Origin of the sequence: Acinetobacter lwoffii, assembly GCF_049367455.1 — a bacterium.
Lineage (GTDB): Bacteria > Pseudomonadota > Gammaproteobacteria > Pseudomonadales > Moraxellaceae > Acinetobacter > Acinetobacter lwoffii_W.
The window spans coordinates 1965088-1991890 of sequence record NZ_JBMPXW010000001.1; the positions used below are offsets into that span (position 1 = coordinate 1965088).

Here is a 26803-nt window from a genome sequence, read left to right on the forward strand (position 1 = left end):
GCGATCTTAGGTAGGCCATTTCTGGATTCGAAATGAAAAAGGAAGGGAAGTCGAAAAATATGCAAACGAGTTCTTATCGGGGCTATTTAAATTTTTCAGCCAAAATACACCTGAATATTGGCGTTTCCTTATAAGTCACCTTCATTGTAATTGATTAATTATATTTTAAATAAATCTTGATATTTATCCTTATTAAATAGAAGTTCTAATAAAATAAAAATTTACGACTTTTAAAATATAAAAAATATAATAATTCTAATCTTTATTAGATAATTTTTTGATTATTACCAATATAAAAAATATATTATCTTAATCAAGTTTTTTATATGAATTTTATATTCAAAAAAATTTTATATAATGATTTCTTACAAATCACAAATAATAAACAAATGTATATTAGTTTAATAAAAACAATAATTTATATTTTTAAATAAAATAGAAAAATATGTGAATAGGGATAAGTTTTACATTTTATAATTTTATGTGATTTAATATTTTCCAGATAAATTTAATCTTACTTAAATGAAAAATTAAATAAATATCTTAAATCAGAGGATATTAAGATTATGAGAATATTAGTTATCAATCTGGGTTTATTATGTTTGTGTTTTCTGAGTAACGCTTATGCCACCTCTGATGAGTGGACTCAGCGTTGGAAATCATCCAGTGCCCGTTCCAATGAGAATTTAGTTCAAGCCAATCTGATCGAACTCAAGGAGTCAGACTATTATTCCGGATTAGGTAAAACCACCGTTCATAGTACCTCGACCACCTCCATCGGGACGGTAAATACCCCGACCAACAATATCAATGTAGAGGGCGCAGACAACAATATCGATATTACGAGTGAATTGCTGAATGAAGCACCAGTCAATTCAAATACCAACCAAAATCCTCAGCGCTGTCTTAATTTAAGTAACAGACCAGGAGAATCACAATGCTGAATTTCTCCTCGACCAGAAGACATATATCTTTCGTAAGTGTCACCGTCCTTTTCAGTTCTTTTTTAACAGGCTGCACAGGTTTAGCACCTTCAAACAAGAAGCCAGTTAGCCTGGTACAAGGCCCCCCAATTACCGATATTTTTACCCCTTTTGATATGGCTTTATCCTGCCTAAAAGGACAATTACGTAGTGATGTGAGTTTCTCCGTGGGGGCAATTCTGGATCAAACCGGTAAGGATGTAGTTACCAATGGTGGTAGCGGAAAAATGGTGACCCAAGGTGCGGGAGATATGGTGCAATCTGCCTTGTTTCAAGCGGGGGTAAGCTTAATGAACCGGCGTGATCCCCGGATTATCGAAAGCGAAGCCAAGTGGGGCATTCGTGATCCAAGACAAATCCAGGCTTCTGATTATTATGTGACAGGTAGTATTAACAGTCTGGATTTTATTCCGGGTGGTGGTTTTGACATGCAGATCGCTGGTGTCGGTCCGAATTATAGTCAAACCCGGATTATGGTCGGTCTGGATTTATCTTTGACTGATACCCGCAGCAGTAAAGTCGTGGGCAATGTTTCATTGCAGAAGCAAATTGCTGCACAGGATTATGGCTTAAGTGCAGGCAGATTCGCTGGTCGTACACTCTTAAATATTCAGATTGGAAAAGGAGAACGAGAGGCAACTAACTTTGCCTTGCGGCAAATGTTGAATCTGGCCACTTTTGAATTGCTGAGTCAGGTTGTCCCACCCGCCGTATTTGAAAGTTGCCGTGCGCAGATACCGCCAGAGTTTGGTCAATTGAACTTAACCCGAAGTTCTGTCGCTCTGCATAAATACAAGAAAAACCAGCAACAAAATAGTACAGCTTCAAGCAGTGTTGTTCAGGAGTCAGTCTCAAGCCAGGCAGACTCATCCAATGAAAAAAATAAGTTAACCAACTCCCCGAGTAAAGATACAAAACCGCCTAAACAGAAAGAGTCCGAGGTGATTCAAAACCCTGAAGCAGAGCCTGAAATGAGTAAACAGGACTTGATTAAATATATCAGCAAGAAGCAGCGTCAACCTTCTTCAAATGAAAAGAATGAAGAAAAAGATACTCAAGAAGAAGCTGCTAAAGAACAAGAAGATGAAAAAACCACAACGCTATGGGAGGTTAATCCTGATGTGGTCGAAAATTACTGGTCTAGCACCCAACGTGATTAAGAATATTTAAAAATGGGCTCGCTCCCATTATAAGAAGGAGTACTTAGCGAGAGGTACTTCAAAACAAAAGTAGGAAGAACAACGATGAAAAATACGATCAAAACAATCGCTTTATCCGTCGCCTTTCTGTCTAGCGCAGGTATGGCATACGCCCAAGATGGTGAAACACCTACTGATGTCACCGTAGATACAGGCTTACAAGCTACCCTGGATTCTATTTCTCAGCAGGTTGAAAATGGTTCTGCTTTGAATCTTGCAGTGAATACAGGTGATGTTGATGCAAGTGTCGATTTAGAAGCAATTGCAGAAGCTACAAGAGAAGCACCAGACGCCATTAGTTCAATTGAAGGTACAATTGAAACTACTGCGATTGGTGCCGCGAATACAGGTAGTATCAGTATTGAGCAGGGTAGCTACAATAAGGTGGTATCAGACATATCAGATGCAACGGATAACTACGATTACAGTGCAGTAACGAGTGCAACTAATAATTCTGAAACTCTAGAGGAGCTATCAGAGGTTGGGAATAGTTCAGATATCTCAGAGGTTGTGAGTTCAACACTGAGTACTGACTATAGTGAGGAAATCAATGAAACTTTAAGCAATTATAGTGTAGCGAACATTGCTTATAATGCGGGTACTATTGATGCCTCTGTAAGTGCTATTTCAGAAGGAACTCAAACTGCGATTAACAACAGCATCACAACTACCGCTATCGGTGCTGTGAATAGCGGTAGTATCACTGTGACTGTTAAATAAACTCTTTTTTTGAGGTAAACACAGGTCTAACTATTGGCAGATAGTTAGGCCTCTTTATTTTATAATAACCTCCACATAAATTGTTGTTTATTCATCGGATAAAAAATTACTTATTGTTTGACACTCCTTATTTCAGAAATTGAATAGCCTGGAGCTTAAGATTAAGCCATTTATCTAGGATCAAATCTGGAAGAATAAATAAGAATTTAGGCTGAGCTATAGCCGAGTTTTGGATATTTTAAATTTATATCATCAGAAAAACACAATAAAAAAAGAGCGCATCAGCGCTCTTTTAAAATTCATTGGCGAGCTTAGTCGCGAACAAATTCAACTGTGCCATTTGTCAAAGACTTTACGCGTGCCAGTGATTCCACACGGTAGCCTTTTTCAAGCAGCAGGTCACGACCTGGCTGGAATGATTTTTCAATCACAATGCCAATACCGACTACTTCTGCATTTGCCTGGTGGATCAGGTCTGCAAGACCTAAAGCCGCTTGACCATTAGCCAGAAAATCATCGATCACTAAAACCTTATCGGTTGAGCTGATGTGTTTATTTGAAATCGCGATTGTGCTTTCAGTTTGTTTAGTAAATGAAAAGACTTTAGAGCGATATAAATCATCTTTCAGGGTCAGAGACTGGTATTTACGTGCAAAGATCACAGGTACGCCAAGCTCTAGGCCGGCCATTACTGCAGGTGCGATACCTGATGCTTCAATCGTAATAATTTTGGTAATACCAGCATCCTTAAACAGACGCGCAAATTCTTGACCAATCAGTTGCATCATGACTGGATCAATCTGATGGTTTAAGAAAGAGTCTACTTTCAAAACTTCTTCAGAGAGGACGATGCCTTCAGCCAAGATTTTCTGTTCTAGTGCATGCACGGGAGAATCCTCAAGAGCAGGTGCTTTTTCAAGCAAAAGCGTATTGTAAAAAGCACCCGGAAAAAATCAAGTGAAATTCGCCAAAAACTTAGTTGCTTGCACCTTTATAGTCAGTTAACAGTAAACCATAGGAGGTTTTCTTGTCGACATGCGAAACTTTGACTGGAAGATAGTCAAGTTTTGGTGCCAGCCAGAAAATGGTTTCACGACCTGGTTTGCTGTGTTTCATCACCACTTTAATGGTATTAAAGGATCCGTATTTGGTGCTTATAGTCTCTGAACCCTGTTTGACAAACTTACGGCCTTCAACTTCTTTGGCATCAGCGATATAGTAATTTGCTTTCAGACCTGAATTTTTTAAATCTTCACGGATCTGCAATTCCGCATTCAACTCATCCAGAACATCTGCTCTCCAGGCAAAAGAACGTTTCTCATCGTCTTTCTTGGTACTGATGCTTTTGCTGGAAGGATTGAAATTAATACTCATGGTATTGTTATGCACCAGTACTTTACTGCTGCGACTGAAACTGCTTGAGCCGATCTTGCCATTATTAAAAGTAAAGCGGCTGGTTTCGGTTGCAGAAGCAATCCCCCCGGCTTTTGCAGCAAAGACATAAGTCCAGTTATTGCCAGATTTGCTTAAAGTCCGCGTTGCAGAACCCATGTTCTTGCCATTATAGCTAAATTGATAACTGGCCTGAAAAGGAGTCATGGCAAAAGCCTGGCTAGAAATACCCGTGAACAGTATCGCGCTGCTCAGACCCGCGGTCATCACTAAAGTTTTGAATACAGTCTTCGCCATCAGTTATTTTCCTATATTGGTTCAACGGGCAAAACATATCACTTATTGCATCCTTTATTATTTGGGCAAAATATGGAAATTGAAGGGATATTTCTGCCAAAAATGTATATTTCATGTAGTTTTATGGAACTTTTGTTCAAAAACTACGTTTGACATGATTTAAGAAGGATCTTTCTGTTTGATAGGGGTGACCCGGTTATCATCCATCTCATCTTCATCCCAGTTTTCCTCTCGGTCTTGCGAGAGTTTTCTAAACAAGGCGGCAAGATTCACATTGCCAATCACCACCAGTTCGGCTTCACGAAGTACTGCGTGATTGACATGTACTTTTCCAAGTGTGTCAATAATGGAACGGTTCTTACCTAACCAGCGATTTAAATCCAGATAGAGCAAGTCATCGATGACTTTAATCACGCCCAGTTTTTCCAGAATCATTCCCAAAGGATCTTTATTCAAGACACGTTGATAGAAGAACAAGCCAAAACGCACGCCAAGTTTATACAGCATATTTGGATATTTGGCTTCAATCAGCTGGGTATCACTAATTTGCTCGAACACGATCAACTGGGTGGTTTTATTCAGTTCCATCTGTACCAGTTTCAAATCAACCGATAAAGTGACAATCAGGCCTTTATAATCCAGTGTTGCATAGAGACGCAGCCAGTCTTCATGTAAATCTGCGTGTAAGTCTTTCAATGCATCGACATTGTCTGTGACAAAGCGCTGAAAGGTTGCATTCAGGAAAACTTGGGATAAGGGAAATTCACGCTCATCTTCAATAAACCCTTCCGCCCTCTGATACACTTGGCGGATTCGGTTGGAAATATTGGAAATTAGCGTTTGCATACTGAAGCGTCCTGGCAACTTTATTTTTGACTCGGGATGTATCTTGTCGAATTGTATGAAAAATACAAGCGTTCATGCTTGAAGTTTAGCAAAATAAATAGCACCATTTTTATAGTTTTAGTTATGTAACGTTGAAGATTTGATGGATTTGGCATTTTAAAAAGATAAATGACGAATCCGTTTATTTTTGGTCTTTAAAATACTTTTTTTGGGGAACTGAACTCAGCACTGAGTTTGGGTAAATGTGAAAAAACGATGATACTCATGCCTCTGGTCAGAACTTGGTGGAAAGATCGAGTGTTTAGCAGTGCGGTGCTTGCCGCAGCCATGCTGCATTTGATCGTGCTGACACTGGAATTTGGTATGCCACAAGATCTGGATACCAGCACCAAAGAAATTGCGGTCAGCTTGCGCCAGACTGATGAAAAAATTGAACATGCCGATTTTCTGGCCCAGACAGACCAGCAGGGTTCCGGTCAGTTTAGAGAGGCGCATCGCATGTCGAGTGATATGCCCTCGCCATTAATGGAACAGCAGGCAGGTGAAGAGCTGGAAAAAAGTCTGGATATGCTGCAACAGCAACAACAGCTCAGTTTTGAAGAAAAGGTCCTGATGACCACTTTGAGCTGGCAAAAGCAGGCGGAGGAAAATCAGCGTAAAAAAATGCAGGAGCAATTACAAAGCCAGTTTCAGGCCAAAGCGGCCATGGTCGCCAGTCTGGAAGCGCAATATTTACAGCGTCAACAAAATTTCAGTCGTCAGCAAAAAATTAAAACTGTAGATGGGATTCAGGCCAAGCAGGATGTTTCGGCCGCCTATCTGGAAAAGTTCCGCGAGAAAGTGGAATTCTATGGGAACCGTTATTATCCGGAAGCCGCCAAACAACAGAATCTGGCAGGGGAAGTGCGGCTGATGGTAATCCTGAACCAGAATGGCGGAATTCGTGCCATTCGGCTGATTGACAGTTCGGGACATGCCATGCTGGACGAAGCAGCCAAAGCTTCCGTGCGTAAGGCAGCCCCATTTGGTGCTTTCGACAGTAAAATGAAAGAAATTTCCGAACTGCGAGTGATTCGTACCTGGCGTTTTGACCCGGCAGAAGCGGAGTTTGAAGTGCGTTAAAGTTGATATTTACCAAGACCTCTCCCTAACCCACTCCTAATAAGGAGAGGGAACTATATCTATAATGTTTAACAATCATAGGATTCTAATGAATGTTCTCCCTCCCTCTGGGAGGGAGTTAGAGGGAGGGTAACTTTCATTAAAAAAAAGCGAGCCTTGGCCCGCTTTTTTTAATATTCAAATTTTAGTTCTGTTCCAGATAAGGATTTTCAAAACCCAGCTTGGCCAGAATCTCGATCTCAATGCCTTCCATTTCTTCTGCATCTTCATCCGAGGTTTCATGGTCATAGCCCATCAGGTGCAAAGTGCCATGTACCAGCATATGGGTAAAGTGAGTCAAAGGCGCTTTGCCCTGTTCACTCGCTTCCGCCAGTACTACAGGAATACAGATCACCAGATCGCCAATGGGAAATGCATCCAGAAACTGCGCCATTTCATCTGGAAGTTCACTCGGAAAAGACAGGACATTGGTCGGTTTGTCCTTGCCTCGATATTCCAGATTAAGCTTATGACTTTCGTCATTGTCGACACAGGCAATTCCGATTTCGCAATTACTCTGAGTGCCGATATGACGTAAAGTGGTTTCTACAACCTTTTTAATATAGGCACGTTTCAGTACCAGTTCAGGCGACTGAAAGTCCTGTTGTAAGGAAAGACTAAGTTTCAACACAAATCCTTAAGTTTAAAGCTTAATGCTGTGCATCTGCCGCAGCATCATTTTCAGCGATCAAGGCTTCCTGACGTGCTTTTCGTTCGGCACGTGCTTCAGCACTTAAACGCTGCTGTTCACTGTCCCAGCCTTCGTAGGCTTCAACAATTTTCTGTACCAGCTGATGACGTACCACATCACGCGAATGGAAACGGGTGATATGAATTTCAGGAATTTTGTCAATCACACGTAAGGCATGTGACAGACCGGATTGCTGACCACGTGGTAAATCTACCTGAGTCACGTCACCGGTAATCACCGCTCGTGAGCCAAAACCTAAACGGGTCAGGAACATCTTCATCTGTTCTGGGGTGGTGTTCTGCGCTTCATCTAGAATCACGAAAGAATGATTCAGGGTACGGCCACGCATATAGGCAAGGGGGGCCACTTCAATCACCTGACGTTCGATCAGCTTGGCGACTTTTTCAAATCCAAGCATTTCATACAGCGCATCATACAAGGGACGTAAATAAGGATCGATTTTCTGGGTTAAGTCCCCCGGCAAGAAACCAAGTTTTTCACCGGCTTCAACCGCAGGACGAACCAGCAAGATCCGCTGAATTTCATTACGCTCCAGCATATCGACCGCAGCTGCAACGGCGAGGTAGGTTTTACCTGTACCCGCAGGGCCAATACCAAAAGAAATATCACTTTGCAGAATGCGCTGTACATAACGTTTCTGGTTAGCACCACGCGGGTTGATCCGGCCTTTACGGGTTTGTAGCCAGACGTTGTCCAGCCCCGTGTGTTCCTGATCATCCAGATCTTGCTGAAGTTCACGGTCAGTCTGGCTGCCCTGAATCATCAGATGTAAAGTATCTGCACTAATCTGCTGACTATGTTCAGATTCTTCATGAAGACGTTGCAAGAGCATTTCGGCTCTCTCAACGGCATCGATTCCACCATCAATAATAAAACTTTCTCCACGATGGGAGATTTTGACGTCTAAACGTTGTTCAATTTGCTTCAAATGGCCGTTATAGGCACCTAACATGGCTTGTATACGGTCCATCGAAATTCCAGGAAAAGCTACTGTACGTCGAATCGCTGCAGTCAAGAGTGTTCCTTATGAAGTGTGCGTTATATGCTCTACATTACGCCACGTCAGGCTCAAGATTCAAGAGCTCACCGTAAACTAAATTCAAAGTTTTAATTTCGGTAATTTCAATCTCGGCAAAGCGACCTACCCAGGCAGGGTCACCAATAAAGTTGACATAACGGGTATTGTCCGCTGTACCGACCAGAATGTTCGGATCTTTATCAGAAACTTTTTCGATCAGTACACGCTGGATGGTTCCGAGCATGGCATCCGTCTTGTCAATGCTTGAACGCTTAATCCATTGCTGAACTTTGGCCAGACGTTCTTTTTTCACATCTTCAGAGATCGTATCTTCTAGTTCTGCCGCAGGCGTACCCGGGCGTTTTGAATAGATAAAACTATAAGAATGATCAAAATCCAGATCTTTGATGAATTGATAGGTCTCTTCAAAGTTCTCATCTGTTTCACCCGGGAAGCCAATGATAAAGTCTGAAGATAAATGCATGTCAGGGCGAACTGCACGTAACTTTTTAATTTTTTCGATATAGACATCGATGGTGTGGTTACGCTTCATCGCTTGTAACACATCATTGGAGCCGCTTTGTACCGGCAGATGCAGATGCGAAACCATTTGTGGCAGATCATGATAGCATTGGATCAGGTCGTCATTAAATTCCAGTGGATGCGAGGTGGTATAACGAATACGGCCAATGCCCGGAATATCTGCAACCAAACGTAACAGATCGGCAAAAGTACAGATATTGCCTTCAAAAGTTTCACCACGGTAGCCATTTACGTTCTGACCTAAAAGCGAAATTTCACGCACGCCTTTTTCTGCCAGACCCGCGATTTCAGCGAGCACATCATCCAGTGGACGAGAAACTTCTTCACCACGCGTATACGGCACCACGCAGAAAGAACAGTATTTGGAACAGCCTTCCATGATCGAGACAAAGGCTTTATAGCCTTCAACACGCGGTTCTGGCAGAAAGTCGAATTTCTCGATGTCCGGGAAGGAAATATCCACCAGTTTGATTTTTTCTTTTTTTGGCTTTTCGATCTGCTCAAAATGCTGGTCCAGCATTTGTGGTAAACGGTGCAGCGTTTGTGGACCGAAAATCATATCGACATAATTGGCACGTTTCTGGATGTTGTCGCCTTCCTGAGAAGCCACACAACCCCCAACACCAATAATCAGATCAGGATTTTTATCTTTAAGCTTGCGCCAGCGACCCAGCTCAGAGAATACTTTCTCCTGGGCTTTTTCACGGATCGAGCAGGTATTCATCAGTAGAATATCGGCATCTTTAGGATCGGTGGTCAGCACATAGCCATGAGAATCGCCTAACAGGTCTGCCATACGGTGACTGTCGTACTCATTCATCTGACACCCTTGTGTTTCGATGTACAGTTTTTTGACTGAAGCATCGCTAACTGGGGTGTGCGCTGGCTGGGTAACAGTGTTTTCTGAGGCAGCTGGGGCACCATTCGGAATGAAGGTTTGAACCGTCATGTAGGCTCCTACAAGGTAATACGTTGAAAGAGTGAACGAACAGCCTGATTGATGCATCAAACAGGTGAATAAAAATTCAATTCACGGACTGAAATCTTGGAAAGGCGCATATTTTAGCAGGAAAGTCGCTTAAACTTATAGCCCAAATTAACTGTGGAAAAATATTGATTTATGGGCAAAAATTGTCTGTAGATTAATATTGCTTAATCATAAGGTTACATAACTGAACAATAGAGTGGGTTATAATCTTCAAACTAGCTCTTATGATATGCAACATGGGCAAAGCACAAAATCGATGATAGAAGGCAAAGGGATGTTGAAACACACTAAAACTATGTATAAATACTATAAATTAATTACTTTAAGTGTGGCATGTATCTGTTCAGCGAGTACACAGGCAGCAGAAGAACAATTTAATGATGCCTTGCGTGCAGCCAATGCAGGTAATACTGAACTGTTACAGCAATATCGTCTGTCTATGCAGAATGATGCCTTGGGCTATTATCCGGAATACTGGATTTTAAACCAGAATCTTGCCATGCAGCCTGTTAGCCAGATTATCAGCTTTGCCCAGCGTTACCCTCAATCTGCGATGGCTGAAAAGCTGGCAGCGGACTATGTCGAAGAAAAAGTAAAAATGGCAGACTTTGGCACTGCCCAACCGGTATTGCCTTATGTGACCAATGCTGATCCTGCCGAAGCCTGTGCAGTGGCACAAGTCCGTGCCAAAGCTGGCGATGAACTGGTCTATGCTGAATTTAAAGAGGTCTGGCTGACGACGAATAACCAACCGGATTCTTGTACCGGTCTTGGCCGGATGATGCTTTCCAGTCCACTCATGACAGCAGAAGACCGTCAGCAGCGACTCTGGGGACAACTTCGTGCCGGACAGTCAGGTCAGGCCATTGCGACAGCGCAAGGCATTGGCCTGAATTTGTCATTGGCACAATTGAACTCGATTCAGGCCAATCCCCCCAGTTATTTGTGGTCTGCACCTAAAAGCAGTGCTGCCGAACATGCCTATCTGATCTATGCACTGGGTCGTCTGGCAGATACTGATCTGGACTCGGCCTTATCCATTGTCAAACGTACCGCAGAAGGCACACCTGCATCTGTACAACGCGCCTTATATCGTGCTGTCGGTTATATCGGTGGTACCACAGTGATGAAAAACAACTTCAATCGGGAAGTGTTGAATGCGCTAGATGCCAGCTATGGCCTGCCATTTAGCCCGGAAGAAGCCGAAATTTATGCACGTCAGGCCATCCGTTTTAGTGCTTGGGAAAGCCTGATTCGTGCCATTGATAGCATGAGTGTTAACCAAAAGCAGGAAGACCGTTGGCAATATTGGCTGGCGCGTGCCAGCGAACAACGTACTGATCGTGCTTCCAAACAGGCAGCAGAAAGTATTTATCGTAAGCTGGCGACCGGAGATGACTATCACAATCTTCTGGCACGCGACAAGCTGGGGCAGGTGACTGCGAGTACACCAAATCCAGCGCAGCCATCCAATCAGGCTATGCAGCGCTTGAATCAGGATATTCATTTCCGCCGTGCTTTCACCTTACGTAATATCAGCGCTCCGGAGAACTATATTAACCGGGAATGGAACTGGGCAGTGCGTCAGGCTTATCTAAAGAAGGATGATGACCTGTTGCTGGCCGCGGCAAAACGTGCCATGGATATGGGCTGGTATGATCGTGCCATTTATGCCGCTGATCGTACCGCGAACAAACATAATTATAACTATCGTTATCCAATGCCACATCAGAATTACGTGGTCAGCCATAGTCGCAATGCGGGGATTGATCCGGCCTGGGCCTATGGTTTGATGCGTCAAGAAAGTCGTTTCAATACCGTCGCACGTTCACATGTCGGGGCGGGTGGTCTAATGCAGATTATGCCGGATACGGCCAAGTTGGTGGCGCGTCAAATGGGTGAGGCTTATAATCCGGCAGCACTCACCGATATGAATACCAATATTCGCTATGGAACATTCTATTTATCTACGATTCAGCGTCAGCTTAGCGATAGTCCGGTTCTGGCAACGGCAGGCTATAATGCCGGTCCAAACCGTGCCCGCCGCTGGCAGCCGGAATTTCAGGGGATTGCCGCAGATCAATATACTGAAAGTATTCCTTTACTCGAAACCCGAGATTATGTGAAACATGTCATGACCAATGCCACGCATTACGGTATCTTGTTAGGACAGGGGGCACAGTCAGTAGGTAAACGCATGCAACTGATACCATTACGTAATGCACAATAAAATTAAAATTATTGGGGGATGGTGATTTATTCATGAAAATAATGAAGAATCGTCGAGTCTGGGCTGGATCGGTTGTGCTTGTATTTTTGGCCAGCAGTCCGGAAGCGTTTGCTGCGCCGACAGACTATGTCATGGATGTACAAATGGTCCCAGCCTTATGTAGTCTGTATCCGGAATATGCCAAGAAACGAAAATGTCTGGAAGGTTATTCGCTGAATATCTCCGGCTTATATCCTCAGACCACATCACAAAATTGTACGACCAATAGCTCCGCGAAACTGTCACCACTGCAGTCCAAGGTGGTGGCCAGGATCATGCCGGATGACAATACCCGGACAATTTTATGGCGTAATATCGGTGGCTGCGTGCCGATGAATGCCAGTCAGTATTTCCGGACGATTATCAATTATGCAGATCGTCTCAAAGTGCCTGCGGAACTGACGGAACAGGAAAATATCACGATTTCTGTCGATACATTGCGAGCCAAATTCCTGAAAATTAATCCGCAATTACCGGGCAATGCCTTGCGATTCAACTGCCAGCAGACTCAGTCAGCTAGCGTGCTTACCTCGATCAAGGTCTGTTATCGCCCCAATGGCAATTACAAATCCTGTCCTGCCAACATTATTAATACATGCCCAAAAACTGTCACAATAAAAGGAATATACTGAGCTTTTTTGCCGATTTAATTTATATTTCCTATCAGACTTTAGGTGAAATCCGTCCTCTTTTATATGCATCTGGCAAAGGATTGGAGTACAATCTTTCGCGTTTACGATTATTAGATTAAATACTAACTATTTAATCGCATTGAATATCCTCAATTGGAGATAATTAGATGAAGCAAGCAGTTCGTGTTGCCGTTACTGGCGCTGCAGGTCAAATTGGTTACAGCCTATTATTCCGTATCGCAAGCGGCGAAATGCTAGGTAAAGATCAACCAGTGATTTTGCAATTGCTCGAAGTTCCTTTTGAGAAAGCTCAACAAGCGCTTAAAGGCGTAATGATGGAGCTTCAAGATTGTGCATTCCCATTACTAGAAGACATGATCGGTACTGATGATCCTAAAGTTGCATTTAAAGATGCTGACTATGCGTTATTAGTTGGTTCACGTCCACGTGGTCCAGGTATGGAACGTGCTGACCTGCTTAAAGTGAACGGTGAAATCTTCATCGGTCAAGGTCAAGCATTGAACGAAGTTGCAAGCCGTGACGTTAAAGTTCTAGTTGTTGGTAACCCTGCAAACACGAATGCTTACATCGCAATGAAATCTGCTCCAGATCTTCCAGCGAAAAACTTCACTGCAATGTTACGTCTTGACCACAACCGTGCTGCATCTCAAATTGCTGCTAAAACTGGTAAAGCGGTTAAAGACATCAAAAATCTTACAGTTTGGGGTAACCACTCTCCAACCATGTATGCCGACTACCGTTTTGCAACAATTAACGGCGAAAGCGTTAAAGACATGATTAACGACCAAGAATGGAATGCAAATACATTCCTTCCGACTGTTGGTAAACGTGGTGCTGCGATTATCGAAGCACGTGGTTTGTCTTCTGCTGCTTCTGCTGCTAACGCTGCAATTGACCATATGCGCGATTGGGCTCTTGGTACAAACGGCGAATGGGTAACTATGGGTATTCCTTCTGACGGTTCTTACGGTATTCCTGAAGGCGTAATGTTCGGTTTCCCTGTAACGACTGAAAACGGTGAATACAAAATCGTTCAAGGTCTAGAAATCGACGAATTCAGTCAAGAGCGTATCAACTTCACGTTGAATGAACTTGAAGAAGAGCGCGCAGCAATTGCTGACATGCTTAAATAATTTGATCTTTTCAGATTAAGTTGAAAAAGTACTCCATTTGGGGTGCTTTTTTTATATCACTCACTTTAATCAACAAAAAATAACAAGCTGTGAAGGAGAGACAACTGAGTTTTCGCTATGAGCCATCTAAGGTAGAAACAAGATTATAGATAAAAAGATGGAGGTTCAGATGTTAGAGCAACGCGCTACCTTCGAACTTTTCTTTGAACAATTGGGTCTGGATTCGAGTCCGGAAGCCATTGATGAGTTTATTAATACGCATCAAATCGGTATGGATGTGCCCCTGCATAAAGCTCCTTTTTGGAGTAAATCACAGCATGACTTTCTGATCAGTCACTGGAAGAAAGATGATGACTGGGCCATTTTTGTCGATGTGTTAAATGAACAATTACATATTGAGGCAGAGGGTTCAGGTTCCTGTAACATACCGAGCCATAAATCAACCTAAGAATTCGAATCTCAACACGCTCATAATTTAACATTACGATGGAGTCTATTTATGCTTACGGAACAACAGTTATCTTTAGAATTATTATTTGAACAATTGGGTTTGCCTTCTGATGAAGCCTCAATTACTCAGTTTACCGATACCCATCAATTACCATCCGAAGTCGCATTACCAGATGCCGAATTCTGGAGTGAGGGACAAAGTGCCTTCCTGCGTGAACATTGGCACCAAGATGATGAATGGATTGTCATTATTGACAAGTTAAATCAGCTTTTACATGTGGAAAGTGACAAGCAGAGCACTTAAATGCATTCGTACAAAATGAAACAACAAACCTAGTCAAATGACTAGGTTTTCTTTGTCTTATCTTATAAGTTAGATCTATAAATAATTGCAATTTATCTGATATAAGGAGGGCGCGATGCTCGCAAAGAACCAACCATCCTTAGAGCTCTTGTTTTCTCAGCTCGGTCTCGCCAATAGTCCTGCGGCTATTGAATTGTATATACGTACCCATCAACTACCAGCAGGGTTGTCCTTGCACGATGCGCCGTTTTGGAATAAAGCTCAACGTTCATTGTTGATTAGCCATTTGGTACAAGATGATGATTGGGCAATTTGGATCGATGAACTGAATCAGCAATTGCACATGGACGCCTATAGACGCCAACCTGCTTAATCATTTTTCCTGTGCTTTTCTGATATTTAAAATAAGATGATATAGATTGCATTAAAAAACGCCTCATCTGAGGCGTTTTTGTTCTTTGACTTAATGCATTTTGCTTTTTAATATTTTGTTAAACCATTCGTGCTGACGATAATCATTAAATGCATGATGCTGCTGTAATAATTCCAGCTCAAATTCGGCAGTCGTAGTGTATTTACCTAACCAGTGACGGGTCAGAGCAGGCTCATTTTTACTGGCGCTGGCATAGGCCAGGAAGAAATAAATATCGCCATGTTCATAACTGGCCATTGGTTTTAGAATTTGCTGGGTAATCAGGGCGAAATGGTGCTCTTTGGTCAATTCAAAGAACATCATATAGGCCTTGGCCAGATGCAAAGATAGGTTGATATACATGCGCAGCGGCATTTCTTCAAATTCTACCCGGCCTTGTTCCAGCAACACTACGGCTTCTTGCAGGAAATGTCGCTGTTCCTGACGCAGTTCACTTAAAGTCACCAGCTGTAAACGAAGATCAGCACGTTCAAGCGTTAATTCCGGCGTATTGCCTTTTAAATACAATTGGTCAGTTTCACCCAGACGTTGAATAATCTGTTTGGTCGTTAATCGCATCAACGCAATCCTCATTTCTCAATAATGGCTATATGAGGTTAAAAATTAAAATTTAAAGCGGCAGCGTGTCTTAGAGTAGTGAGGTATCACTTCTTAGCCAGGCGGTAATGGATAGGCGTTGCTGTTTAGAGATTAAAACTTCATGTAATAAATCGCTCTGGAACAGCGCCATTCGGTTCGGTTTTGGCTGGATAATATGCCACTGGCCATGTTTGTCCTGCAGGCGTAGTTCACCGCCCCAGTCCGTCTGCCATTGTCCATGTAAATAATACACACTGGAAATCATCCGGCCATTTTTATCTTGAGGATTGTCGCGGTGCAGGGTATAGAACTCACCCGCGTGATAGCAAGCGAAATGTGCTTCGACATCTTTGATGCCTAAATAAAACGCGCGGTTTAAAATTTGGGAAAATTGTTGAAGTGTTTGGATGTGTCGGTGGGAAATTTGAAATTCAGGTTGTAACCAAAGAATATGATCACTACGGATGTTGTTAACTACACCATTTTGAATGGCTGCATTACGAAATTCGTTTAAGTGGCTTAAGCATTCTTGGCTCACTGCATGTTGATATTCGCTAGAGTAAGCATCGTCAACAATACTAAAGCCATGTTGATCTAAATCATCTAAGATTTGATCAACATTCCAATCCCCTGGGATGATAACTGCTTCCATTTTTTCAATTCTCGATAGTGTGGTAAAAAAAAGGTCCGCTATTTTAGTTCAATAATCGTTTCTGAACGAAATAGTTTTTCATGTTAAAATAGCAATTGATCTTAGGAATAATTGAAACATGAATTACCGTCACTCTTACCACGCAGGCAACTTTGCCGATGTCATGAAGCACGTTTTATTGCTTCAGTTGTTGACTCGACTGAATGCAAAAAACAAACCTTATCGCTATGTAGATACACATGGTGGTGCAGGTAAATATGATTTGTCGACTGCCGAAGCGCAAAAATCAGGTGAGTTTTTAAACGGTATTCATCGTCTTATTAAGCTGGATGATTCGATCAAGCGTAATGCACCTGAAGGCGTACAACAATATTTGAAAATTGTTGAAAATATGCGTGAAAACTTTGGTAAGGGTGCTTATCCGGGTTCACCGTGGTTTGCCCTAGAAGGCATGCGCGAGATTGATAAAGCGACCATTTTTGAAATGCAGCGTGATGTATTCCAGCAACTTCGTCATAATATTTTTGACAAGCGTGCCGGTTTGCATGAGCGTGATGCATACGAAGGTCTGTTGGCAGTCATTCCGCCAAAAGAAAAACGTGGTCTGGTGATGATCGATCCGCCATATGAACTGGAACGTAAAGATTTCCCGCAGTTGGTCGAGCTACTGGTTGCTGCGTATAAGAAATGGCCGACAGGTGTATTTGCCGTTTGGTATCCAATTAAAGACCGTGCCATGATTGAACGTTTTGAGAAGAAAATGTTTAAGACCGGTATCCGCCGTCAACTGGTGTGTGAAGTCTGTGTATGGCCGGATGATACCCCAGTAGGCCTGAACGGTTGTGGTTTGCTGGTGATTAACCCACCTTGGAAATTCTCTGAAGATGCTGATGAAGCACTACAGTGGTTATTCCCGCATCTTCGCATGAGTGAAAACGGTGGTCACGCTGCAGTTCGTTGGTTAGTGGGCGAATAATTTTTTCAAAGATCAGGTCATAGCTAGGATCGACAAGAATGACAAATATAAGCAAACCGGAACGTGACTCTTCAACTGAAGTGCCTTTCGATGGCATCACCTTTGAGGTAGAAGAAGAGGAGCATACCCAGGAAGGGCAAAAAGTTAAGCGTCGAGGCATCTATCTATGGCCGAACCTGATTACAACGGCAGCGTTGTTGTCAGGTTTCTACTCGATTATTGCCAGTATGAATGGTGATTTTCAGCAAGCTATTTATGCGATTTTTATTGCGGCATTACTGGATGGACTGGATGGACGTGTGGCACGTGCTATTGGTGCACAAAGTCCGTTCGGTGAACAATTTGACTCGCTTTCTGACATGCTGGCTTTTGGCGTAGCTCCCGCTATTTTGATGTATAGCTGGGGCTTGAGTGATTTGGGCCGTATTGGTCTGGCGGCTTGTTTTGTTTATACCGCATGTGCTGCGTTCCGTCTGGCACGCTTCAATGTACAGATTGGTGTGGTCGACAAACGTTATTTTATTGGTGTCGCAAGTCCTCTGGCTGCCATCATGATTGTGTCACTGGTCTGGGTCGGTCTGGATTTTCCAGAAATCTTTGATATTCGTGAACCTTCTCTTCAGGTCATTAATGCAGTGGTCATCATTGCGGTAGGCTTGTTGATGATTTCCAATATCAAATACTATTCATTTAAAACTGTAGAACGTAAACGGGTTCCATTTTTTGTCCTACCAATTGCCGTATTCGTCTTTGCAGCGATGACCTATAATATTCCTGTCGGCATTCTGGTCATTTCTATTCTCTATGCCTTGTCTGGTTTTGTAACCACCTTTATGGCAAAAAGATCGAGTACATTATAAAAAGATAAGGAGTCTGAGATGCGGTTTCTTCAAGATTTTTTAGATCGTTCGAAACAGCTGAATCAGACTCCTACTGTTTCGCGCCATCCCGTCTATCATGGCCCCACCTCAAAATATAAAATTATTCATCAGGGTTTGATGATCCCCGGGCTTCCGGCACCCCTCTATTATTTAAACTTTCTGAGTATTATCGGGCAACCCAATGCACCCATGCTGGCAAACCCGAGTGCAATCGAAACCACAGCCTTAGACACCGCCACCGTGATTTGCAGTTCGAGCCCACATATGGTGGGACAATTGCATCACTATTCGGTCAAGCAGGACTGTCATTTTAGATCAGGTCTGTTTCAGTTTCTGGATCGTGAGCAATTGAGCGGAAGTTTTCCAAATTTTCGTTTGCAGCGTTCTGACTCGGAACTCAGTTTTGATTTAAATATTCAAACCACTCAACTGATTTCTCATTTTACCCAAATGCGGTTTTCCTTGGCAGATCACTGGTCTTTGCTATGTCATTGTCAGGGAACGGTGAACTATAAAGCGCAGCAATATACGATCGATGGTCTTGGAAGCTTTGAATACGCGCGGAGTTTTAACTTTCCTTATCTACCTTTGGCCTTCCTGACTTATCAAATTATTAATCTCAGTGAAAACAGGCAACTGTTGTTGGCGCAGATTCGGGATGGTTTTAATCGTATTGTTCAGTCGCGGATATATCTCCGTGATTTAAAAAACATGCGGACCCAAATGTTCGATCGAAAAGTTTATTTTAAAGTTCATCGTGTTTATCCGTGTGTCACGACACCCAATCGGCAAAGTATGTATTTGCCGCGCGAATTTGAATGGTGTTATGAAAATGCAGACGGTACTTGTATCTGGGTACAAGGTCAAAGTCGTGGAGATTTTAAATTTGGCCTGGCAGCGGGCTATGTAGGAAGTTTTAGTTATCAAGTGAAAATAAATGAAGAAACTGAAAATGGGGAAGGGGGTTATTGTGAATACATAGATTGCCGGCCTTTACGCTTTCAAGAACAGAATAAAACTGAAAAAAGATTAAGTCATTTATCCAATTCAGTCCCTTTACTGCTCAAGAAATGAAGAAAAGCGCGATTTTTGTAGAATAAATAAACAATCGTGATGATTTTGCTGAATTATTTAAAAATAGGGGTTGTATTGGGTTGGGAATCCTGTAGAATGCACATCCATCGGCGGTGATGAAGATTAAAACTTCTGATAAAACAGTGACTTAGTTAAGTTTGATTGAGTTGGGTTTTATTTGATAAGTTTAAAAATAATCTGAATTACTGGTTGACTTTCTAGAGATAGAGAGTAATATAGCCGACCTAGCTTGCTGGTGACGAATTAGCAAGAAGATCATTAAGAGATTATGAAGAACAACTTGTGTGGATTTTTACTGGTTGATTGATCGAAATTATTTTCATTGATTGATGGTAGAAATTACTCGAAGTTTATTTGAGAAATATTTGTCAGAAAATTGATGAGCCAAGATTGGTACCCTTTAAAGGTACTACTGATTTTAAACTGAAGAGTTTGATCATGGCTCAGATTGAACGCTGGCGGCAGGCTTAACACATGCAAGTCGAGCGGGGAAATGTAGCTTGCTACATTACCTAGCGGCGGACGGGTGAGTAATGCTTAGGAATCTGCCTATTAGTGGGGGACAACATCTCGAAAGGGATGCTAATACCGCATACGTCCTACGGGAGAAAGCAGGGGACCTTCGGGCCTTGCGCTAATAGATGAGCCTAAGTCGGATTAGCTAGTTGGTGGGGTAAAGGCCTACCAAGGCGACGATCTGTAGCGGGTCTGAGAGGATGATCCGCCACACTGGGACTGAGACACGGCCCAGACTCCTACGGGAGGCAGCAGTGGGGAATATTGGACAATGGGGGGAACCCTGATCCAGCCATGCCGCGTGTGTGAAGAAGGCCTTTTGGTTGTAAAGCACTTTAAGCGAGGAGGAGGCTACCGAGATTAATACTCTTGGATAGTGGACGTTACTCGCAGAATAAGCACCGGCTAACTCTGTGCCAGCAGCCGCGGTAATACAGAGGGTGCAAGCGTTAATCGGATTTACTGGGCGTAAAGCGCGCGTAGGTGGCCAATTAAGTCAAATGTGAAATCCCCGAGCTTAACTTGGGAATTGCATTCGATACTGGTTGGCTAGAGTATGGGAGAGGATGGTAGAATTCCAGGTGTAGCGGTGAAATGCGTAGAGATCTGGAGGAATACCGATGGCGAAGGCAGCCATCTGGCCTAATACTGACACTGAGGTGCGAAAGCATGGGGAGCAAACAGGATTAGATACCCTGGTAGTCCATGCCGTAAACGATGTCTACTAGCCGTTGGGGCCTTTGAGGCTTTAGTGGCGCAGCTAACGCGATAAGTAGACCGCCTGGGGAGTACGGTCGCAAGACTAAAACTCAAATGAATTGACGGGGGCCCGCACAAGCGGTGGAGCATGTGGTTTAATTCGATGCAACGCGAAGAACCTTACCTGGTCTTGACATAGTAAGAACTTTCCAGAGATGGATTGGTGCCTTCGGGAACTTACATACAGGTGCTGCATGGCTGTCGTCAGCTCGTGTCGTGAGATGTTGGGTTAAGTCCCGCAACGAGCGCAACCCTTTTCCTTATTTGCCAGCGGGTTAAGCCGGGAACTTTAAGGATACTGCCAGTGACAAACTGGAGGAAGGCGGGGACGACGTCAAGTCATCATGGCCCTTACGACCAGGGCTACACACGTGCTACAATGGTCGGTACAAAGGGTTGCTACCTCGCGAGAGGATGCTAATCTCAAAAAGCCGATCGTAGTCCGGATTGGAGTCTGCAACTCGACTCCATGAAGTCGGAATCGCTAGTAATCGCGGATCAGAATGCCGCGGTGAATACGTTCCCGGGCCTTGTACACACCGCCCGTCACACCATGGGAGTTTGTTGCACCAGAAGTAGGTAGTCTAACCTTAGGGGGGACGCTTACCACGGTGTGGCAGATGACTGGGGTGAAGTCGTAACAAGGTAGCCGTAGGGGAACCTGCGGCTGGATCACCTCCTTAACGAAAGATTGACGATTGGTAAGAATCCACAACAAGTTGTTCTTCATACGATGTATCTGAGGGTCTGTAGCTCAGTTGGTTAGAGCACACGCTTGATAAGCGTGGGGTCACAAGTTCAAGTCTTGTCAGACCCACCAAATCTGACTAACGAAGCATGAAAGTGCTGAAGCAAACAGAACAGAACGATACATTGACTTATTGATAAGCTGGGGACTTAGCTTAGTTGGTAGAGCGCCTGCTTTGCACGCAGGAGGTCAGGAGTTCGACTCTCCTAGTCTCCACCATACATTGCTTTGCAATGTATCAAACATTAAGCAAACAGTCAGATAGCTTATAGAGCTTAGTGATAAAGCAGCGTATAATGCGCGGCATTGTTATTAACCTCTGTGATTTATCACAGCGTCTAGACCTGACGAAGGCTAGATTAATCATTAACAGAATATATTTGAGTTGAAATAATTTGTTCAAACTCGTTTTTAAGATCAACACTAACAGTGATTTATTACTGTGATGTGAAGATTAAGGAAATGAGTTCTAGCGAAATTAACTGAATCAAGCGTTTTGGTATATGAATCTAATTGAAGCTGTACAGTAGTTAAATCTACGAAACGCCAACTGTATGAGTAAGTCGCAAGACAAGCTCTGTTGCTTATCCTACTTGTAAGGATAAACGACTGTTTGGGGTTGTATAGTCAAGTAATTAAGTGCATGTGGTGGATGCCTTGGCAGTCAGAGGCGAAGAAAGACGTGATAGCCTGCGAAAAGCTCCGGGGAGGCGGCAAATATCCTGTGATCCGGAGATGTCTGAATGGGGAAACCCACTTACCATAAGGTAGGTATTGCAACATGAATACATAGTGTTGCAAGGCGAACGAGGGGAAGTGAAACATCTCAGTACCCTTAGGAAAAGAAATCAATTGAGATTCCCTCAGTAGCGGCGAGCGAAAGGGGAAGAGCCCATTAAGTCATATAAGTTCTAGTGGAACGCTCTGGGAAGTGCGACCGTAGACGGTGATAGTCCTGTACACGAAAGGGCTTATATGATGATGTCGAGTAGGGCGAGGCACGTGAAACCTTGTCTGAATATGGGGGGACCATCCTCCAAGGCTAAATACTCCTGACTGACCGATAGTGAACCAGTACCGTGAGGGAAAGGCGAAAAGAACCCCTGTGAGGGGAGTGAAATAGATCCTGAAACCGCATGCATACAAGCAGTGGGAGCCGACTTGTTCGGTGACTGCGTACCTTTTGTATAATGGGTCAGCGACTTATATTCAGTAGCGAGGTTAACCGAATAGGGGAGCCGTAGGGAAACCGAGTCTTAATAGGGCGTTTAGTTGCTGGGTATAGACCCGAAACCAGGTGATCTATCCATGAGCAGGTTGAAGGTTGGGTAACACTAACTGGAGGACCGAACCCACTGTCGTTGAAAAGCCAGGGGATGACTTGTGGATAGGGGTGAAAGGCTAATCAAACTTGGTGATAGCTGGTTCTCCCCGAAAGCTATTTAGGTAGCGCCTCGGACGAATACCATTGGGGGTAGAGCACTGTTTCGGCTAGGGGGTCATCCCGACTTACCAAACCGATGCAAACTCCGAATACCAATGAGTACTATCCGGGAGACAGACTGCGGGTGCTAACGTCCGTAGTCAAGAGGAAAACAATCCAGACCGCCAGCTAAGGCCCCAAAATTATAGTTAAGTGGGAAACGATGTGGGAAGGCATAGACAGCTAGGAGGTTGGCTTAGAAGCAGCCACCCTTTAAAGAAAGCGTAATAGCTCACTAGTCGAGTCGGCCTGCGCGGAAGATGTAACGGGGCTAAAACTATATGCCGAAGCTGCGGATGCATAATTTATTATGCGTGGTAGGGGAGCGTTCTGTAAGCCGATGAAGGTGGATTGAGAAGTCTGCTGGAGGTATCAGAAGTGCGAATGCTGACGTGAGTAACGACAATGCGAGTGAAAAACTCGCACGCTGAAAGACCAAGGGTTCCAGTCCAACGTTAATCGGGGCTGGGTGAGTCGACCCCTAAGGCGAGGCCGAGAGGCGTAGTCGATGGGAAATTGGTTAATATTCCAATACTTCTGTGTAATGCGATGAGAGGACGGAGAAGGTTAAGTCAGCCTGGCGTTGGTTGTCCAGGTGGAAGGTTGTAGGCATGTATCTTAGGCAAATCCGGGGTACTCTATGCTGAGAACTGATAGCAAGCTGTACTTGTACAGTGAAGTGGCTGATACCATGCTTCCAGGAAAAGTCTCTAAGCTTCAGTTACACAGGAATCGTACCCGAAACCGACACAGGTGGTCAGGTCGAGTAGACCAAAGCGCTTGAGAGAACTCTGCTGAAGGAACTAGGCAAAATGGTACCGTAACTTCGGGAGAAGGTACGCTGTTGTCTGTGATAGGACTTGCTCCTTGAGCGGCCGACAGCCTCAGAAACCAGGCCCCTGCAACTGTTTATTAAAAACATAGCACTCTGCAAACACGAAAGTGGACGTATAGGGTGTGATGCCTGCCCGGTGCTGGAAGGTTAATTGATGGGGTTAGCGTAAGCGAAGCTCTTGATCGAAGCCCCAGTAAACGGCGGCCGTAACTATAACGGTCCTAAGGTAGCGAAATTCCTTGTCGGGTAAGTTCCGACCTGCACGAATGGCATAATGATGGGGGCGCTGTCTCCAGCAGAGACTCAGTGAAATCGAATTCGCCGTGAAGATGCGGTGTACCCGCGGCTAGACGGAAAGACCCCGTGAACCTTTACTGCAGCTTGACATTGAACTTTGATCTTACTTGTGTAGGATAGGTGGGAGGCTTTGAAGTCGCGACGCTAGTTGCGATGGAGCCGTCCTTGAAATACCACCCTGGTAATATTGAGGTTCTAACTCTGTCCCGTTATCCGGGACGAGGACCATGTCTGGTGGGTAGTTTGACTGGGGCGGTCTCCTCCTAAAGAGTAACGGAGGAGTACGAAGGTGCGCTCAGCGTGGTCGGAAATCACGCGTAGAGTATAAAGGCAAAAGCGCGCTTAACTGCGAGACCCACAAGTCGAGCAGGTACGAAAGTAGGTCTTAGTGATCCGGTGGTTCTGTATGGAAGGGCCATCGCTCAACGGATAAAAGGTACTCTGGGGATAACAGGCTGATACCGCCCAAGAGTTCATATCGACGGCGGTGTTTGGCACCTCGATGTCGGCTCATCTCATCCTGGGGCTGAAGCAGGTCCCAAGGGTATGGCTGTTCGCCATTTAAAGAGGTACGCGAGCTGGGTTTAGAACGTCGTGAGACAGTTCGGTCCCTATCTACCGTGGGCGTTGGAAATTTGAGAGGATCTGCTCCTAGTACGAGAGGACCAGAGTGGACGAACCTCTGGTGTACCGGTTGTCACGCCAGTGGCATCGCCGGGTAGCTATGTTCGGAAGGGATAACCGCTGAAAGCATCTAAGCGGGAAGCCTACCTCAAGATAAGATTTCCCCGAGACTTTATGTCTCCTAAAGAGCCGTTGAAGACTACGACGTTGATAGGTTGGATGTGGAAGCATAGTGATATGTGAAGCTGACCAATACTAATTGCTCGTGAGGCTTGACTATACAACACCCAAACAGTTGTATATAAAGCATCAATTGATTTCATATTGATCTAACGATCAGACGAAGCCTTGATTTAGTTAAGCTAATCGAACAAACTACTGCAACTCAGATATACCTGTTAATGAACGATGTTCAAAGCACTGCTTTGAACAGAGTGCAAGATTTGAAGAAAGCTAAGGCAACCATAAGACCTCAGTAAGTAATCATACCAGTTGTGCTGGCGACCATAGCAAGAGTGAACCACCTGATCCCTTCCCGAACTCAGAAGTGAAACCTCTTAGCGCTGATGGTAGTGTGGGGTTACCCATGTGAGAGTAAGTCATCGCCAGCTCATTATTCCAGAAACACCCCCTGCAATGGCAGGGGGTGTTTTTTTGTGCATGGGGTAATTGTCTTGACGATTCGGTATTCATATAAAGTTAACTTTATACAGTGTCCAATATTAAGCTAGAGCGATAATTAACCTTGAGTAAGGGTTGGATTGCTTAACTTTTTTCTTGCAATGCATCAAACTGACGTCGAGCATGTTTAAAGGCAGTTCTAAGACCCTCTTCCAGCGTAGGATGATAAAAAGGTTTCTTTAGAATCTGGTGAATATCTTGATCTGCATCAATCATCCAGGCTAATAAATGGGCCAGATGTTCTGCCTGTGAACAGAAGAGTTCTGCACCAAGTAATTTACCTGAGTTTTTATCAATATAAACTTCTACTCCGCCTGTGTTTTCCGCTAGGACTAGCGCACGTCCTTGGTTTTCGTAAGAGACGAATCCCCGAATAAAGTTGACTTGTTGATCTTCTAGTTGCTTAAAGCTTTTTCCGACAATCGCCATTTCAGGATGACAAAATACAATAGCTAATGGTGTTAAAGCAGTAATAGGTTTTACATTCGGATAATTCACACAGTTATAAACTACCTGTTTGCCGGCATGCGCGGCTTCATGTTGAATGGGTGCATCAGGCGCAGCATCACCGACTATAAATATAGGTAGATTCGCAAGTTGTTTGGTTTTTTTATCGATAGGAAGGTTTTTGATGTCCTTGAATATTGAATTGAGTTGATCTAGACCTAAACGATCTATATTGCTTTGCCGACCTGTAGCACCTAAGACATATTCAACTTCAATACTCTTAGTCTGATCATTTTCTGTAAAGTTAATCTTTATTTTATCAGCTTGGATCTCAATCTCATCTGGTAAGGTTTTAAATTTGATATTGAGCTCTTTGCTGAATTGCTCTTGCGCCAGTTTTTGTAAGATTGGGCTAGTTAAAGCACCTACTTTTTGACTACGCGCAAACATTGTGGTTTGTACACCCAGGCGTTGCATGGCTTGAGCTAATTCAATTGCAATGATGCCACTCCCGATCACTGCTAAAGACTTAGGTAATTGGGAAAATTCAAATATTTCATTGGAAGTGATGAATTTGTCTTTTAATTTTTGCTTTAGAGTCTCATCAATATTGGGGCGTGAGCCTACAGCAACAATAAAGCTTTTGGCCTGATAAGATTGTCCATTGACTTCAACTGTATGCGCATCAATAAACTTTGCATGCCCAGAAACTTTATGTGAAGTTTCCCATTGATCTACGCCTTTTAAGGTTGCGCGAATGAAACGTTCTCTAAGGATATGCATACGTTGCATGACACCAGAAGTATCTACTACAGCATCATATTGTAAAGCGAGGTTGTTTGCGGATTGAATGTCATGCATACGATTAGCAGAAGAAATTAGAAGCTTGCTCGGCATACAGCCTACACGAGCACATGTAGTCTCCCATGGGCCATCATTAATAATTAAAATATTCTGGGTGTGTTTAATGGCTTTATTATAAGCACTGATTCCTGCAGTGCCTGCGCCAATGATGATGAGGTCGTGCATAAACTGCCTCCCAAGTCTCAAAAACTAAATATTTATATGTAAGATTTACAATGTTTCTGATGTAAATTATGTAACTAGATTGCTTATTTTTGCTAATTTG

At 43.6% G+C, this 26803-nt stretch carries 22 protein-coding genes, 2 tRNA genes and 3 rRNA genes; 18 read left to right on the forward strand and 9 right to left on the reverse strand.

Annotated features, from left to right (window positions below; genetic code table 11):
• Positions 1 to 566 precede the first annotated feature (566 nt).
• The 3 genes from ACO1B7_RS09370 to ACO1B7_RS09380 all read left to right on the forward strand — a co-directional run bounded on the left by ACO1B7_RS09370 (position 567) and on the right by ACO1B7_RS09380 (position 2902).
• On the forward strand, positions 567 to 944 hold the full coding sequence (locus ACO1B7_RS09370) for a hypothetical protein (RefSeq protein ID WP_044113166.1): 378 nt from the start codon (positions 567 to 569) through the stop codon (positions 942 to 944).
• Positions 938 to 2143: a CsgG/HfaB family protein gene (locus tag ACO1B7_RS09375; protein WP_423090102.1), complete on the forward strand. Its 1206-nt coding sequence runs from the start codon at positions 938 to 940 to the stop codon at positions 2141 to 2143. The genes ACO1B7_RS09370 and ACO1B7_RS09375 overlap by 7 nt, the downstream gene beginning before the upstream one ends.
• Positions 2144 to 2227: 84 nt before the next feature.
• Positions 2228 to 2902 (forward strand): hypothetical protein, encoded by a 675-nt coding sequence (locus ACO1B7_RS09380; RefSeq protein ID WP_005108627.1) that lies wholly within the window; start codon positions 2228 to 2230, stop codon positions 2900 to 2902.
• A gap of 311 nt (positions 2903 to 3213) precedes the next feature.
• On the opposite strand, the gene ACO1B7_RS09385 is transcribed toward ACO1B7_RS09380, so the two are convergent.
• The 3 genes from ACO1B7_RS09385 to ACO1B7_RS09395 form a co-directional block, all read right to left on the reverse strand.
• Positions 3214 to 3789, reverse strand: a complete 576-nt coding sequence (locus ACO1B7_RS09385; RefSeq protein ID WP_004732222.1) for a xanthine phosphoribosyltransferase — start codon at positions 3787 to 3789, stop codon at positions 3214 to 3216.
• Positions 3790 to 3877: 88 nt separating this feature from the next.
• A complete protein-coding gene (locus ACO1B7_RS09390; protein ID WP_423090103.1) occupies positions 3878 to 4591 on the reverse strand; it encodes a DUF3108 domain-containing protein in 714 nt (237 codons plus the stop codon).
• 159 nt (positions 4592 to 4750) lie between these two features.
• Positions 4751 to 5437 (reverse strand): hypothetical protein, encoded by a 687-nt coding sequence (locus ACO1B7_RS09395; protein ID WP_423090104.1) that lies wholly within the window; start codon positions 5435 to 5437, stop codon positions 4751 to 4753.
• A gap of 264 nt (positions 5438 to 5701) precedes the next feature.
• On the opposite strand from ACO1B7_RS09395, the gene ACO1B7_RS09400 reads away from it, so the two are divergent.
• Entirely contained in the window at positions 5702 to 6559 is an 858-nt protein-coding gene (locus ACO1B7_RS09400; protein WP_423090105.1) for an energy transducer TonB, read from the forward strand.
• 184 nt (positions 6560 to 6743) lie between these two features.
• Here the strand turns inward: ACO1B7_RS09400 and ybeY are convergent, their stop codons facing one another.
• Genes ybeY through miaB form a run of 3 tightly spaced genes read right to left on the reverse strand, consistent with a single transcriptional unit; the run spans position 6744 to position 9820 of the window.
• A complete protein-coding gene (gene ybeY / locus ACO1B7_RS09405; protein ID WP_314137665.1) occupies positions 6744 to 7226 on the reverse strand; it encodes an rRNA maturation RNase YbeY in 483 nt (160 codons plus the stop codon).
• Between the two features lie 22 nt (positions 7227 to 7248).
• A complete protein-coding gene (locus ACO1B7_RS09410; protein ID WP_004281434.1) occupies positions 7249 to 8325 on the reverse strand; it encodes a PhoH family protein in 1077 nt (358 codons plus the stop codon).
• A 37-nt stretch (positions 8326 to 8362) separates the two neighbouring features.
• Positions 8363 to 9820: a tRNA (N6-isopentenyl adenosine(37)-C2)-methylthiotransferase MiaB gene (miaB, locus tag ACO1B7_RS09415; protein WP_004732212.1), complete on the reverse strand. Its 1458-nt coding sequence runs from the start codon at positions 9818 to 9820 to the stop codon at positions 8363 to 8365.
• A 334-nt stretch (positions 9821 to 10154) separates the two neighbouring features.
• On the opposite strand from miaB, the gene ACO1B7_RS09420 reads away from it, so the two are divergent.
• The 6 genes from ACO1B7_RS09420 (at position 10155) to ACO1B7_RS09445 (ending at position 15041) form a co-directional block, all read left to right on the forward strand.
• Complete coding sequence (locus tag ACO1B7_RS09420; protein ID WP_423090315.1) at positions 10155 to 12089, forward strand: lytic transglycosylase domain-containing protein; 1935 nt, start codon at positions 10155 to 10157, stop codon at positions 12087 to 12089.
• 32 nt (positions 12090 to 12121) lie between these two features.
• On the forward strand, positions 12122 to 12760 hold the full coding sequence (locus ACO1B7_RS09425) for a ribonuclease T2 family protein (protein WP_314137664.1): 639 nt from the start codon (positions 12122 to 12124) through the stop codon (positions 12758 to 12760).
• A gap of 167 nt (positions 12761 to 12927) precedes the next feature.
• Complete coding sequence (locus ACO1B7_RS09430) at positions 12928 to 13914, forward strand: malate dehydrogenase (RefSeq protein WP_004645103.1); 987 nt, start codon at positions 12928 to 12930, stop codon at positions 13912 to 13914.
• Between the two features lie 169 nt (positions 13915 to 14083).
• Complete coding sequence (locus tag ACO1B7_RS09435) at positions 14084 to 14362, forward strand: DUF2789 family protein (RefSeq protein ID WP_086044463.1); 279 nt, start codon at positions 14084 to 14086, stop codon at positions 14360 to 14362.
• A gap of 51 nt (positions 14363 to 14413) precedes the next feature.
• Positions 14414 to 14668, forward strand: a complete 255-nt coding sequence (locus ACO1B7_RS09440; protein WP_423090106.1) for a DUF2789 family protein — start codon at positions 14414 to 14416, stop codon at positions 14666 to 14668.
• 115 nt (positions 14669 to 14783) lie between these two features.
• Complete coding sequence (locus tag ACO1B7_RS09445; protein WP_153567135.1) at positions 14784 to 15041, forward strand: DUF2789 family protein; 258 nt, start codon at positions 14784 to 14786, stop codon at positions 15039 to 15041.
• 90 nt (positions 15042 to 15131) lie between these two features.
• On the opposite strand, the gene ACO1B7_RS09450 is transcribed toward ACO1B7_RS09445, so the two are convergent.
• Positions 15132 to 15659 carry a hypothetical protein gene (locus tag ACO1B7_RS09450; protein WP_004281425.1) on the reverse strand — a complete coding sequence of 176 codons (528 nt, stop codon included), beginning with the start codon at positions 15657 to 15659 and terminating at the stop codon, positions 15132 to 15134.
• A 70-nt stretch (positions 15660 to 15729) separates the two neighbouring features.
• On the reverse strand, positions 15730 to 16332 hold the full coding sequence (locus ACO1B7_RS09455) for a 2OG-Fe(II) oxygenase (RefSeq protein WP_005249951.1): 603 nt from the start codon (positions 16330 to 16332) through the stop codon (positions 15730 to 15732).
• Between the two features lie 118 nt (positions 16333 to 16450).
• Here ACO1B7_RS09455 and ACO1B7_RS09460 point away from each other — a divergent pair, with 118 nt between their 5' ends.
• The 8 genes from ACO1B7_RS09460 to rrf all read left to right on the forward strand — a co-directional run bounded on the left by ACO1B7_RS09460 (position 16451) and on the right by rrf (position 25157).
• Entirely contained in the window at positions 16451 to 17308 is an 858-nt protein-coding gene (locus tag ACO1B7_RS09460; RefSeq protein ID WP_153567133.1) for a 23S rRNA (adenine(2030)-N(6))-methyltransferase RlmJ, read from the forward strand.
• A 38-nt stretch (positions 17309 to 17346) separates the two neighbouring features.
• Positions 17347 to 18168, forward strand: coding sequence for a CDP-diacylglycerol--serine O-phosphatidyltransferase (gene pssA, locus ACO1B7_RS09465; RefSeq protein WP_005108642.1), 822 nt, complete (start codon positions 17347 to 17349; stop codon positions 18166 to 18168).
• Between the two features lie 18 nt (positions 18169 to 18186).
• A complete protein-coding gene (locus ACO1B7_RS09470) occupies positions 18187 to 19263 on the forward strand; it encodes a DUF6670 family protein (RefSeq protein WP_423090107.1) in 1077 nt (358 codons plus the stop codon).
• 441 nt (positions 19264 to 19704) lie between these two features.
• A 16S ribosomal RNA gene (locus ACO1B7_RS09475) occupies positions 19705 to 21242 on the forward strand.
• A 60-nt stretch (positions 21243 to 21302) separates the two neighbouring features.
• Positions 21303 to 21379: transfer RNA gene (locus tag ACO1B7_RS09480), tRNA-Ile, on the forward strand.
• 71 nt (positions 21380 to 21450) lie between these two features.
• Positions 21451 to 21526 (forward strand) — tRNA-Ala (locus ACO1B7_RS09485).
• A 406-nt stretch (positions 21527 to 21932) separates the two neighbouring features.
• Positions 21933 to 24826, forward strand: a 23S ribosomal RNA gene (locus tag ACO1B7_RS09490).
• 216 nt (positions 24827 to 25042) lie between these two features.
• Positions 25043 to 25157 (forward strand): 5S ribosomal RNA (gene rrf / locus ACO1B7_RS09495).
• The 16S, 23S and 5S rRNA genes sit together here with 2 tRNA genes alongside, the layout of an rRNA operon.
• A 154-nt stretch (positions 25158 to 25311) precedes the next feature.
• On the opposite strand, the gene ACO1B7_RS09500 is transcribed toward rrf, so the two are convergent.
• Positions 25312 to 26703, reverse strand: coding sequence for a dihydrolipoyl dehydrogenase (locus ACO1B7_RS09500; protein WP_423090108.1), 1392 nt, complete (start codon positions 26701 to 26703; stop codon positions 25312 to 25314).
• Positions 26704 to 26803: the final 100 nt, after the last annotated feature.